11 protein-coding genes are annotated in these 12,489 nt (G+C 69.7%); 7 read left to right on the top strand and 4 right to left on the bottom strand.

Annotated elements, in window-relative coordinates; translation table 11 throughout:
• Nucleotides 1–19 precede the first annotated feature (19 nt).
• Nucleotides 20–1,300, bottom strand: a complete 1,281-nt coding sequence (locus tag GUY60_RS24405) for a M6 family metalloprotease domain-containing protein (RefSeq protein ID WP_161701358.1) — start codon at nucleotides 1,298–1,300, stop codon at nucleotides 20–22.
• Nucleotides 1,301–1,542: 242 nt separating this feature from the next.
• Here GUY60_RS24405 and GUY60_RS24400 point away from each other — a divergent pair, with 242 nt between their 5' ends.
• Both GUY60_RS24400 and GUY60_RS24395 read left to right on the top strand, forming a co-directional pair.
• Complete coding sequence (locus GUY60_RS24400) at nucleotides 1,543–2,196, top strand: TetR/AcrR family transcriptional regulator (RefSeq protein WP_312866408.1); 654 nt, start codon at nucleotides 1,543–1,545, stop codon at nucleotides 2,194–2,196.
• A gap of 228 nt (nucleotides 2,197–2,424) precedes the next feature.
• Nucleotides 2,425–3,999, top strand: a complete 1,575-nt coding sequence (locus tag GUY60_RS24395; RefSeq protein ID WP_161701356.1) for an MFS transporter — start codon at nucleotides 2,425–2,427, stop codon at nucleotides 3,997–3,999.
• Nucleotides 4,000–4,020: 21 nt separating this feature from the next.
• Here the strand turns inward: GUY60_RS24395 and GUY60_RS24390 are convergent, their stop codons facing one another.
• The gene (locus GUY60_RS24390; protein WP_161701354.1) at nucleotides 4,021–4,521 is read right to left on the bottom strand and encodes a MarR family winged helix-turn-helix transcriptional regulator; all 501 of its coding nucleotides are present in this window, start codon (nucleotides 4,519–4,521) and stop codon (nucleotides 4,021–4,023) included.
• Between the two features lie 155 nt (nucleotides 4,522–4,676).
• Here GUY60_RS24390 and GUY60_RS24385 point away from each other — a divergent pair, with 155 nt between their 5' ends.
• Nucleotides 4,677–5,462, top strand: coding sequence for a dioxygenase family protein (locus tag GUY60_RS24385; RefSeq protein ID WP_161701352.1), 786 nt, complete (start codon nucleotides 4,677–4,679; stop codon nucleotides 5,460–5,462).
• A 313-nt stretch (nucleotides 5,463–5,775) separates the two neighbouring features.
• Here the strand turns inward: GUY60_RS24385 and GUY60_RS24380 are convergent, their stop codons facing one another.
• A complete protein-coding gene (locus tag GUY60_RS24380; protein WP_161701350.1) occupies nucleotides 5,776–6,306 on the bottom strand; it encodes a GNAT family N-acetyltransferase in 531 nt (176 codons plus the stop codon).
• A gap of 205 nt (nucleotides 6,307–6,511) precedes the next feature.
• On the opposite strand from GUY60_RS24380, the gene GUY60_RS24375 reads away from it, so the two are divergent.
• Nucleotides 6,512–7,528: a sigma-70 family RNA polymerase sigma factor gene (locus GUY60_RS24375; protein ID WP_161701348.1), complete on the top strand. Its 1,017-nt coding sequence runs from the start codon at nucleotides 6,512–6,514 to the stop codon at nucleotides 7,526–7,528.
• A gap of 194 nt (nucleotides 7,529–7,722) precedes the next feature.
• Here the strand turns inward: GUY60_RS24375 and GUY60_RS24370 are convergent, their stop codons facing one another.
• Nucleotides 7,723–8,694 (bottom strand): helix-turn-helix transcriptional regulator, encoded by a 972-nt coding sequence (locus GUY60_RS24370; RefSeq protein WP_161701346.1) that lies wholly within the window; start codon nucleotides 8,692–8,694, stop codon nucleotides 7,723–7,725.
• Between the two features lie 258 nt (nucleotides 8,695–8,952).
• Between GUY60_RS24370 and GUY60_RS24365 the strand changes: the two genes are divergently transcribed.
• From GUY60_RS24365 to pfkB, 3 genes are all read left to right on the top strand, one after another.
• Nucleotides 8,953–10,410, top strand: coding sequence for an MFS transporter (locus tag GUY60_RS24365; protein ID WP_246235577.1), 1,458 nt, complete (start codon nucleotides 8,953–8,955; stop codon nucleotides 10,408–10,410).
• Between the two features lie 190 nt (nucleotides 10,411–10,600).
• The gene (locus GUY60_RS24360) at nucleotides 10,601–11,362 is read left to right on the top strand and encodes a DeoR/GlpR family DNA-binding transcription regulator (RefSeq protein WP_161701342.1); all 762 of its coding nucleotides are present in this window, start codon (nucleotides 10,601–10,603) and stop codon (nucleotides 11,360–11,362) included.
• A 118-nt stretch (nucleotides 11,363–11,480) separates the two neighbouring features.
• Entirely contained in the window at nucleotides 11,481–12,428 is a 948-nt protein-coding gene (gene pfkB, locus GUY60_RS24355) for a 1-phosphofructokinase (RefSeq protein ID WP_161701360.1), read from the top strand.
• Nucleotides 12,429–12,489: the final 61 nt, after the last annotated feature.

The raw sequence follows: 12,489 nt of genomic DNA, 5'->3' as shown, positions 1-12,489 counted from the left end.
ACCGCACCCCCGCCACCCCTCACGTGCGCGTGATGTGGACGCGATGCGTGCCGTCCTTCTTCGCGGGGCCGACCGTGATGCGGATGTTCCTGTCCTTGTCGGTGAAGGTCTGGCCGGGGCCGTACGGGGCGTCGGAGAGTTCCGCGTGGACGTTGGGGCGGCGGGTGCAGCCGCCTGAGTCGCGGGCGGAGTCGTGGACGGTGACGGGGCCGTGGCCGGTGTCGATGTCGGCGTCGACGCGGTAGATGAGGACGCCGGGCTTGCAGATCGACTCGTCGTTGCCGCCGCGGGTGCGGACCTCGACGGCGTAACCGGTGCGCTCGTCGAAGGGGACGAAAGCGAGCTTCGTGCCGCCGCCCTTCGCGGCGAGGGGCTTCAGCGTGAGGTCGGTCGTGCCGTGCGCGGCGGCGCAGCTGATCTGGTCGTCGTCGAGCCAGCCGAGCTTCCACTTGTGCCAGCCGAGCAGGTCGTTGTTGACGCCCCAGTCCTCGCTCATGATGTCCCAGTGCCCGACGGCCCCGCCGCCGTCCGAGGTGTAGAGGTCGGGCAGGCCGAAGACATGGCCGTTCTCGTGCGGCAGTACGCGGTAGCCCGTCTCGCGGTACGAGCCCGAACCGTCGTCCTGGCGGCTGTACACAAAGGACGCGTTGGACACCGGGACACCGTCGGCGACCGGGGCCTCATGGTTGCCCGCGAACGTCACGGACAGGACGGTGTCCAGCGCCGAAGGGCCGGCGTTCGGCGTGATCAGGACGTTGACCAGGTCGTACTTGCGGAAGTCCACATCCGGATCGGCGGTCTCCACGATGTCCTCGACCAGCTGGCGGTAGCCGGGGTCGAAGGGGGCGCCGCGTTCGATGCCGTACGAGGCGAAGGAGCGCGGCATGCGCAGCCAGTCCTTGATGGGGGCGTGCGGCTGGTAGTCGAGGCGGCCGTAGGAACTGGTGCGGAACCAGTCCTGGGTCTGCGGGAAGAATTCGCCGAGGCGGTCGGTGGCCTTGCCCTGCCCGACGGCGTCCGAGAAGTCGATCATCAGGTTCAGCGCGTTCACGGTGCCCGTCGAGCGGGCGTATCCGGGCTGGGTGGGGACGCCTTCCGACATCTGGATGCCCATGGTTCCGCTGATCATGCAGGGGGCGAGCGCACCGGCCCGGCCCTGGCTCCCGGAGCCCGCGACCCGTGGGTCCGTGCTGAGCCGGCCTGTGCTGGCGGAGACGGTGACGGCAAGGGTCAGCGCCGCGAGCCCGGCGAGTACGGGGCTGCGTCGTGGCCTGGATATCCAGTGTCTGGACAGCTGCATCCGCCCGCCTTCGGGTCCGTGGCAGCCGTCCGGTACCGGCTGCGCCCTGACGATCACCCTGTGTCGGGGTGTGCGAGGGCGCTCGCTGAGTGCGACCGATCGTGTGCATTTCCCAGCCCGCTACGTGATGTGGCTCACAAGAATGTGCGAAATAACCGGGGACTCCTTCCCCGTTTGCATGGGTGTACTGACGAAGCGGGGAATCAGTCCCCGGATCGATCGACCTGGTCAGGAGAGCCGCCGTGGATGTCGCCACCGAACCGCAGCAGTCCCGTCGGGTTCCGCGCCCGCGGGCCGACGCGCTGCGGAACCGGGAGCGGATCGTCGCCGCCGCGCGCGAGATGTTCGTGGAGTTCGGCCCCGAGGTGCCGCTCGACGAGATCGCCCGCCGCGCCGGCGTCGGCAACGCCACGGTGTACCGGCACTTCGCCGACCGCTCCGTCCTGGTGCGCGAGGTCGTCTGCTCCGTGATGGACCGGACCTCCGAGCGGGCCGAGGAAGCGCTCGCCGAGGAGGCCGATGCCTTCCAGGCGCTGCGCCGCTTCGTGCACGCCGCGGCGGACGAGCGGATCGGCGCGCTGTGTCCGATGCTCTCCAGTGCTTTCGACAAGGACCACGCTGATCTGGACGACGCCAGGCGACGTCTGGAGGCCCAGGTCGAGGGGGTCATGGAGCGGGCGCGGGCCGCCGGTCAGTTGCGTACCGACATCGCCGTCGGCGATCTGCTCGTCGCACTCTCCCAGCTCACCAGGCCGCTGCCGGGCAGTGGCTGCGTGGACTTCGACCAGTTCGTGCATCGTCATCTGCAACTGTTCCTCGACGGGCTGCAGACCCCGGCGCGCTCCGAACTCCCCGGCGCCGCCGCCACGTTGGAGGACCTCCGGCGACCCGAATGACTGGCTGAATGACTCAAGGCGTGGCCGCCTGGATGGCCACCGTTTGACCTCAAGCTTCCTTGAGGTTGCACGCTCTACGGGTGGCCGCCGGTGCCGTCGGCCCCCCACGCTTCACCGCTCGTCACCTTTGCCGCCGCTGTCACCCGCGGCTTCAGCTTCTTTTTCGCCTGTACCGAGCTCCACCCGTCATCGTTTTCAACACCGCACAGTCCCGAGGTGGGTACCCCCATGTCCGAAACAGCACCGTCGATATCCGGAAAGAGCGGCATTCCCGATACACGGCTCGACTCCGGTCCCGATCCAAAGCGCTGGAAGGCGCTCGTCTTCATCGCCCTGGCTCAGCTGATGGTCGTCCTCGACGCGACCATCGTGAACATCGCTCTCCCCTCCGCCCAGCAGGACCTGGGCATCTCCGACGGCAACCGGCAGTGGGTCATCACCGCGTACGCCCTCGCCTTCGGTGGTCTGCTGCTGTTCGGCGGCCGGGTCGCCGACCTGTGGGGTCGTAAGCGCACGTTCGTCACCGGCCTGATCGGCTTCGCCGCCGCCTCCGCCCTCGGCGGTGCCGCGAACGGCGAGGCGATGATGCTCGGCGCCCGCGCCCTCCAGGGCCTGTTCGGCGCACTGCTCGCGCCGGCCGCGCTGTCCCTGCTCGCGGTGATGTTCACCGACGCCAAGGAGCGCGCCAAGGCCTTCGGTATCTACGGTGCGATCGCCGGTGGCGGTGGCGCAGTGGGTCTGATCCTCGGCGGCTTCCTCACCGAGTACCTGGACTGGCGCTGGACGTTCTTCGTGAACATCCCGTTCGCCATCGTCGCCGCGGCGGGCGCGTACTTCGTGATCCGGGAGCCGGCCGGCTCCCGCAACCGCTCCTCGCTCGACATCCCGGGCGTGGTCCTTTCGACGCTGGGTCTCGTGGCTCTCGTGTACGGCTTCACCCGCGCCGAGTCCGAGGGCTGGTCCGACGCGACCACCATCGGTCTGTTCGTGGGCTCCGTGCTGCTGCTCGGCGCGTTCCTGATCGTCGAGTCCCGGGTCAAGGCGCCGCTGATGCCGCTGCGCGTCCTCACGGACCGCAATCGCGGCGGGGTCTATCTCTCGCTGGGACTCGCGGTGATCGGGATGTTCGGTCTGTTCCTCTTCCTGACGTACTACCTCCAGGTCGTTAAGGGCTACTCGCCGGTCATGACCGGCTTCGCCTTCCTGCCGATGATCGTCGGCATGATCGTGGGCTCGACGCAGATCGGCGCCCGCCTGATGACCCGCGTCCCGCCGCGGCTCCTGATGGGCCCCGGGTTCCTGGTCGCCGCCCTCGGCATGCTGCTCCTCACCCAGCTGGAGATCGACACCTCGTACGCGGGCCTGATCCTGCCGGCGCAGCTGCTGCTCGGCCTTGGTATGGGTACGGCCTTCATGCCCGCCATGTCGCTCGCCACCCAGGGTGTCGAAGCGCGTGACGCCGGTGTCGCCTCCGCGATGGTCAACACCTCGCAGCAGGTGGGCGGCGCGATCGGTACGGCCCTCCTGAACACCATCGCCGCCTCCGCCACCACCGCGTACCTGACCGCGCACGCGGCGGACGCGACCACTCCGGCGGCGCGGAAGCTGCTGCAGGCGCAGGCCATGGTGGACGGCTACACCAGCGCCATCTGGTGGGCGGTCGGCATCCTCGCGGTCTCCGCGACCATCGCCTTGACCTTCATCACCACCGGGCACCAGGGCGGCGGTACGCCGGTGGCCAAGGGGGACAGCGGCGACGCGGCCGACGAGGCCGAGGTCCGTATCCCGGTGGTCGCCCACTGATCCGCGGCGCGACCCCTGGGCTCACCTGAGCCAGGGCAGATCGGCACCCGCCTCGTTCGGCTGGAGTCCCTCGGCGATGATCCGCATGATCTCGCCGAGGGACTTCTGCTGTTCCTGGCTGAGGCGGTCGAAGAGGGCCTGGCGCACCGCGGTGACGTGCCCCGGCGCTGACTGCTCCAGCACCTCGTACCCCTCGTCCGTGAGGATCGCGTTCTGCCCGCGCTTGTCGGACGGGCAGTCCTCGCGGCGTACCCAGCCGTGCTTCTCCAGCCGCGCGATGGCGTGCGAGAGCCGGGAACGGGTGATCTTCGCGTGCCGGGCGAGCTCGGTCATCCGCATCCGCCGCCGCGGGGCCTGCGCGAGCTGTACGAGCAGTCCGTAGTAGACGTGCGGCATCTTGGCGTCGCGCTGCAACTGTCGGTCGAGATGATCCTCGAGGAGCATGGTGGCGTGCAGGTACGCCCGCCAGGTGCGCTGTTCCTCGTCGTTGAGCCAGCGCGGTTCCTCGTTGTGCGTTGTCATACATCCACTGTACGAACCCCATCCTTGAATGTTCAACGAATCCGCCGTACTCTGCGCATGAAGGTGAACTTGAATCTTCAAGCTTTTGGTTCGGTTCCCTCGTCCCCACCGTTTCGCCTCTCACTTTTTTGCCCGTGCGAGTGTCAGGAGCAGCCATGAACGCCGTCGCGCCGGAGCGCATGCCCGCCCTCTATCTCAGCCACGGTGCGCCGCCGCTCGCCGATGACGCCCTGTGGCCCGGCCAGCTCGCCGCCTGGTCCGCTGACCTGCCCCGGCCCAAGGCCGTCCTGATGGTCTCCGCGCACTGGGAGGAGGCCCCGCTGGCGCTCGGAGCCACCGAGACCGTGCCGCTCGTGTACGACTTCTGGGGCTTCCCCGAGCACTACTACCAGGTGCGGTACGCCGCCCCCGGCGCCCCTGAACTGGCCGATTCCGTACGCAAGTTGCTGCGCGGTGCCGGTACTCCCGTGCAGGACATCGAGGACCGTGGCCTCGACCACGGCGGGTATGTGCCGCTCGTCGAGATGTACCCGGACGCCGATGTGCCGGTCCTGCAGATCTCGCTGCCCACGCTCGACCCGCAGCGCCTGATGGAGATCGGCCGCAAGCTGGCCCCGCTGCGTGACGCGGGCGTCCTGATCGTGGGCAGCGGCTTCTTTACGCACAACCTGGCCGCGCTGCGTCACGGCGGCATCCCGTCCTGGTCGGCGGAGTTCGACGCCTGGGGTCATGAGGCGCTCGCCGCGCAGGACGTGGACGCGCTCCTCGACTTCGAGCACAAGTCGCCCGCGGGGCACCTCGCCCATCCGCGCACGGAGCACTTCGCCCCGTTGTTCGTGACGCTGGGGGCGGCGGACGCGGTCGGTGAACTCGGCGCTCAGCGCTCGGTCATCGACGGCTTCTGGCTCGGGCTCGCCAAGCGGTCGGTGCAGTTCGGCTGAGGCCCGGGAGGTCCGTGGCCGTACGGCCGGGGGAGGTCCGTGGCCGTACGGCCGGCCGGCTCGTGCGCAGTGCGCGGGCGGGGGTAGGTGCAGGTCATGGTCATGGCTATGCCTCTTCTCGGACGTGTGCGGTGATCGCCGGTGTGCGGTGATCGCTCGTGCCGCGAGCGACTCTCGAACCGGCTGACGCAAGCGACTCTCGAACCGTAGGAAGGCCGTGGGCGCGGACGACAGGCTTCCGGAATTGGTCCACACGTTCGAGTGAGGAGGAACCGTTTCCGCGCCCCGAACGGTCTCGGCGTGACGCAGAGTGTCAGGAGTCGGGGCTGAGTCGCTTCTCGTACCAGGCGACATCCCAGTACCGGCCGAACTTGCGCCCGACTTCCGCGTACGTCCCCACATGCGCGAAGCCGAAGCGCTCGTGCAGCTTGACCGAGGCCGCGTTCGGCAGGGCGATGCCGGCGTAGGCGCGGTGGACGTCCTCGGTGGCGAGGGCGGTGAACAGGGCGTCGTAGAGGAGGGAGCCGATGCCGCGGCCGATCGCGTCCGGGGCCAGATAGACGGAGACCTCGACCGAGGTCTCGTAGGCGGGCTTGGGGCGGAAGGCGCTGCTCGTCGCGTACCCCAGAATCGGGGAACCGGGAGCACGCTGCGCAACCAGGAGGCGGTGGCGGCCGTCTTCAGGGTGGGAGCGAAGCCACGGCAGGCGCTCATCGGGCCGGAAGGGCGCCGTGTCGAACGTGACGGCAGTCTCACGGATGTAGTGGTTGTAAAGGTCCGTGAGGGGGTTCAGGTCCCCGTCGGTACCGGGCCTGACCTGCATTTCTGTAGGCCTCTGCGGCATTGCGCCTCCTCGATGGCGGCACAGGGTACTGCAAGATCACGAAAGATGTTGAGCGGCTTGGGAATTCTGTCCGGATTCCAGTCGTTGTTTCCATCGGATGCAGGGCACCCGGAAGGTGTGCTCTTCGCCACGGACCGACTCGGATCCTCGCCCGGAACTCCGAGCGCGGTCGTAACTGTCGACCACTCTTCGTAAGGGAGCACGCATGGCAACCCGTGCCGTCGCCCGTCGTAAGTCTGCAGCCGGATCGGCCGGCAAGACCGACGCGGCAAGCAGTGTTCGCGCCGGAGGCGGGGAGATCGCCGACCGCGACCTGGTCGGCATGTATCTCGACGAGATCGCCCGCACGCCGCTGCTTGACGCTGCCCGTGAGGTCGAGCTGTCGCAGACCATCGAAGCCGGGGTGTACGCGCAGAAGATCCTCGACGGAGAGGTCGAGGAGGAGAGCGAGACGGCCAAGGGCGCCAGCCGTGAGGAGCTGGACGCGCTGGTCGCCGACAGTGAGCGGGCCAAGGACGTCTTCATCCGATCCAACCTCCGCCTGGTCGTCGCTGTCGCCCGCCGCTATCCGCGCAGCGGGCTGCCTCTCCTCGACCTGATCCAGGAGGGGAACGCCGGTCTGGTGCGCGCCGTCGAGAAGTTCGACTACCGCAAGGGCTTCAAGTTCTCGACGTACGCGACCTGGTGGATCCGTCAGGCCATCACCCGTTCGATAGCGGACCAGTCCCGCACCATCCGCCTCCCCGTCCACCTGGTCGAGGAGCTCGGCCGGATCCGCCGGGTGCAGCGCGAGTTCAACCGGGAGCACGGCCGGGACCCGGAGCACGCCGAGATCGCCGCCGAGCTGGGCGCCACCCCGGAGCGGGTCGCCGATGTCCTGGACTGGGCCCGCGACCCGGTCTCGCTGAACATGTCGGTGGACGACGACGGAGACACGCAGTTCGGTGACCTCCTGGAGGACACCTCGGCCGTCTCGCCCGAGCAGTCCGTGCTCACGCTGCTGCGCAGTGAGGAGTTGGACGACCTGATCGGCCGCCTCGACAACCGCACGGCATCCATCATCAAGATGCGGTACGGCATAGTCGACGGCCGTGAGCGGACCCTGACCGAGGTCGGCAAGGAACACGGACTCACGCGCGAGCGGATCCGGCAGATCGAGAAGCACGCGCTGCTCGAACTCAAGCGGCTCGCTCGGGACACGGGGTTCGACGCGGCGGCGTGAGCGGTGGCCCCGTGAGCGGTGGCCCCCCAGACCGAGTCCCGGTGTCTTCCCCCGGCGCCGGGGCTCGCCCCTGCCGACGGCCCGGTCCTACGGTTGAGTCCGGTGGTCGGGTGTGACCGGTCCTACGGTTGAGTCCGGTGGTCGGGTGTGACCCGTCGGGTGTGACCGGTCCTGCGGTCAAGGGGGACGGGTGATCACGTAGTGGCCGCGCGGCTCAGGCGGGCGCCCAATTCTCGTACGTGATCGGCCAGTTCAGGCGGGCCGTGGACGGTGAACTCCGCGTCCACCAGGGCGAGGCGGACGGCGAGCCAGCCGATGGAGTCCGAGGCGGTCGCGCGCAGCCGGCAGGCTTCCGGGCCCTCGGCGGTCGGCGTCCCCAGAGAGGCGGGAACGCGGGCCGCGACGAACTCGGCGGGGGCCGCGAACTCCACATCCACCTCGTACGAAGGCTGTCTGCCCCACATCGCGCGCCGGGTGAACTCCGCCGCGTCCCCCTCCGGCAGGGCGCGGGACGTGAAGCGCGCGCCCGTGGCGAAGGGTTCGGTGAGCCGGTCGACGCGGAAGGTGCGCCAGTCCTCGCGCTCCAGGTCGTACGCCACCAGGTACCAGCGGCGTCCGGTCGACACCAGGCGGTAGGGCTCGACCTGGCGGCTGGACTCGGTGCCGTCGCCCGAGCGGTAGTGGAAGCGGAGCTTCTCGTTGGCGGTGGTGGCCGCGGCGATCACCGTGAGGGTCTCCGGGGCGATGGTCGCGCCGTCACCCGCCCCGTACACCAAGGGAGTTGTCGCCGACTGGAGGGTCATGACGCGGTGCCGAAGGCGGGACGGAAGGACCTGTTCCAGCTTGGCGAGGGCGCGTACGGAGGCCTCCTCCACGCCCTCCACCGCGTGCCCCGCGCCCGCCCGTAGGCCCACCGCGATGGCCACGGCCTCCTCGTCGTCGAGGACGAGTGGCGGCATCGCCTTGCCCGCAACCAGGCGGTAGCCGCCGTCCGCGCCCATCGTGGCCTGCACCGGGTAGCCGATCTCGCGCAGCCGGTCGACATCGCGGCGTACCGTCCGCCGGGAGACGCCGAGGCGGTCGGCGAGCTCGCCGCCGGGCCACTCGCGCGGGGTCTGGAGCAGGGAGAGCAACTGCAGCAGTCGAGCCGGAGTGTCCGTCGTCATGGGATCCATGATGGTGGGGAACGAGGTCATTACCTGACCTAGTTGGGCCTTAGATTCTTCGCCATGAAGACCTCACCCACCACTCCTGCCGCGTCCGCCACGGCAGACGGAGCGGACGCGGCGGCCCCCGCGGCCGCGCCAGACAGCGACAGCGCAGCCGTACGAGGCAGTGCAGCCGTACGAGACAGCGCAAGTGATCAAGAGATAGGGGCAGGGGGCGCGGGTGATCGGCGGCGGTGGCTGGCGCTGGCCATCGTGATGACGGCGGCGTTCATGGACCTCGTCGACGTGACGATCGTGAACATAGCGTTGCCCTCGATCAAGAACGACGAGGGCGCCTCGTTCAGCCAGATCCAGTGGATCACCGCCGGATACGCGCTCGCGATGGGCGCGGGCCTGATCACCGGCGGGCGGCTCGGCGACATCTACGGGCGCAAGCGGATCTTCCTCGTCGGCATCGCCGGGTTCACGGTCGCGTCCGCGCTGTGCGGGTTCGCGGCGAACCCGGAGATGCTGGTGGTCTCGCGGGTGCTGCAGGGTGCGACGGCTGCGCTGATGGTGCCGCAGGTGCTGTCGATCGTGCACGCGACGTTCCCCGCGCGTGAACGCGGCAAGGTCTTCGGTCTGTTCGGCGCGATCGTCGGACTCGGCGCGGTGTCCGGGCCGATCCTCGGCGCGCTGCTCACCGAGTGGAACCTCTTCGGCCTCGAATGGCGCCCGATCTTCCTCATCAACCTGCCGGTGGGGGTGGCCGGGCTGATCCTCGGCCGCAAGTTCATCGCCGAGTCCAAGGCGCCGAAGGCGCTGCGGCTCGACCCGGTCGGTGTCGTACTCGTCGTGGCGGCTCTGCTCATGCTCCTTTACCCGCTCACGCGCGGCCGCGAGCTGGGCTGGCCGCTGTGGGGGTATGCGCTGATGGGTGGCGCGCTCGTGGTGTTCGCGGTGCTGGTGGCGTACGAGAAGCGGAAGGCGCGCAAGGACGGTTCGCCGCTGATCGAGCTGTCGCTGTTCAAGGTGAAGAGTTTCGCGGCGGGCGCCGCGGTGCAGCTCACCTTCGGTCTGGTGACCGGTGTGTTCTTCCTGGTGTGGACGCTGTACATGCAGGTGGGTCTTGGCTGGAGCCCGCTGCGCGCGGGGCTCACCGGCATTCCGTTCTCGATCGCGGTTTCGGCGGCGGCCGGTATCTCGGTGCAGCGCCTCGTGCCGCGGTTCGGCCGGAAGGTACTGCAGGCGGGTGCGCTGCTCATGGCGGCCGGGGTGCTGCTGTACCTCTTCGAGGCCCGGCATTTCGGGCTTTCGATCACGCCCTGGCAGATGGCTGTGCCGCTCGTGGTGATGGGCGTCGGGATGGGCCTGATCGTCGCGCCGCTGACCGACGCGGTGCTCTCCGAGGTGCCGCGCGAACATTCCGGTTCCGCTTCCGGTCTGGTCAACACGGTGATGCAGATGGGCAACGCGCTCGGCCTCGGCCTGGTCTCGGTGGTCTTCTTCGGCGTCATCGACGAACCGCTCGCGCCGAGCGCGGTGGGTGCGGCGTACGCGGAGGCGTTCCAGCACGCGCTGTGGTGGGTCGCGGGCGTACTCGGTGCGATCTTCCTCCTGATGTTCGCGCTGCCGAAGCGGCCGGCGCAGCAAGTGGAGGGGGCGGAGGCCGCCGGGGATGCGCCCGGCGAGGAAGCGGGACGGGACGAACGGGAACTCGTCCCCGCCCCCTAGGACCAAGCCTCCTAGGGCCAAGCCCTCTAGGAACGAGCCCCCTAGGGTCAAGCCGCCCAGGGGGCCAAGCCCCCTAGGGACCAAAGTCTGTTTGTGTCCGAGTCATGCCCGAACCTGTTTACTTCCCGGAAATGCAGCCGTACTCTGGCGTGAACCAACAGGCTCGGGCATGAATCGGAGCTGAACGCACATGTACGCACCGGAGCGGCAGCAGGAGATCCTTCGGCTTGCCCGGGAGAGCGGCCGGGTCGACGTGTTGTCGCTGGCCGAGGAGTTCCAGGTCACCGCCGAGACCGTGCGGCGGGACCTGAAGGCGCTCGACCGGGCCGGGCTCGTACGGCGCGTGCACGGGGGTGCCATCCCGGCCGGGCGGCTGGACTTTGAACCCGATCTCGCCGAGCGCGAGTCCACCGCGGCGGACGAGAAGGACCGCATCGCGCAGGCCGCCCTCGCCGAACTGCCCGCCGACGGCAGCATCGTCCTGGACGCCGGTTCGACCGTCGCCCGGCTCGCGGCCGCGCTTCCGCTGGAGTCCGACCTCACCGTCGTCACGCACTCGCTGCCGACCGCCGCCCGCCTGGCCGACCACCCCGGCGTGCAGCTGCACCTCATCGGCGGGCGGGTCCGGCACCGTACGCGCGCCGCCGTCGATGCCTGGGCGCTGCGGGCGTACGGCGAGATCCGCGCCGATGTGGTCTTCCTCGCGGCGAACGGCTTCTCCGTCGAGCACGGCCTGACCACCCCCGACCTCGCCGAGGCCGCCGTCAAGCGTGCCGCCGTCGCGTCCGCCCGCCGCGTGGTGCTGCTCGCCGACTCCGCCAAGCACGGCCAGGAGCACTTCGCCCGCTTCGGTGAACTCGGTGACGTTGACCTGCTGATCACCGACAAGCGGCTGAGCGACGACGACGCCGCCGCGATCGAGCGCGGCGGTACGCAGGTCGTACGCGTATGAGTGCGCAGGTCGGTACGCGAATGAGTACGCAGGTGCGTACGCGAATGAGTGCGGAGGTCGTACGCGTATGAGCACGTCGGAAGACCTCCCCGGGAAGAATCAGGAAGCAAGCCCCGCCATGATCCTCACCGTCACCCCGAACCCCTCCCTCGACCGCACCTACGAGGTCGCGTCCCTCGACCGCGGCGAGGTCATCCGGGCCACCGGCGACCGCATGGATCCGGGCGGCAAGGGCGTCAACGTCTCCCGCGCCGTAGCCGCGGCCGGGCGGCGCACCCTCGCCGTGCTGCCCCTCGGCGGCACCCCCGGCGCGTTCGTGGCCCAGCTCCTCGGCGAGCAGGGCATCGAGGTCGCCCCCGTGGACGTGGCCGGGCAGACCCGCTCCAACATCTCTGTCGCCGAACCGGACGGCACCCTCACCAAGATCAACGCGGCCGGGCCCGAACTCTCCGCCGCCGAGTCCGAGTTGCTGCTCGCCACGGTCCGCAACCGCTCCTTGGGCGCGGACTGGATCGCCTGCTGCGGCAGCCTGCCGCGGGGCCTGCGGCCGTCCTGGTACGCCGAGTTGGTGGCCCGCGCGCATGCCGCCGGTGCCCGGATCGCCCTCGACACCTCGGGCCCCGCACTCCTCGCCGCGCTGCGCGAACACCCCGACGTGGTCAAGCCCAACGCCGAGGAACTCTCCGAAGCGGTCGGCCGCCCCCTCGCGACCGTCGGCGACGCGGTGAAGGCCGCCGAGGAACTCCGCGAACAGGGCGCCCGTGCCGTACTCGCCAGCCTCGGCGCTGACGGACAGCTCCTGGTCGAGGATTCCGGTACGTACTTCGCGAGCGCCCACGTCGACGCCGTACGCAGCAACGTCGGTGCCGGTGACTCCTCGCTCGCCGGATTCCTCATCGCCGGCGGCAGCGGACCGGAAGCGCTCGCCTCCGCCGTGGCGCACGGCGCCGCCGCGGTGCGGTTGCCCGGCAGCGTGATGCCCACGCCCGCCGACCTGGACCCGTCCGCCGTGACCGTCACGGCCGACGTACCGCTGGATCGCGTACTGACGGAGCCCGTGGAATGAACCGTTCCGCGAGCTCCCCGCTGCCGTGTCCCTGGTCCGGCCATGTCCCCATCCCCATCCC

Origin of the sequence: Streptomyces boluensis (assembly GCF_009908195.1) — a bacterium.
GTDB lineage: Bacteria > Actinomycetota > Actinomycetes > Streptomycetales > Streptomycetaceae > Streptomyces > Streptomyces boluensis.
This window is presented reverse-complemented; position numbering and strand designations above follow the sequence as displayed.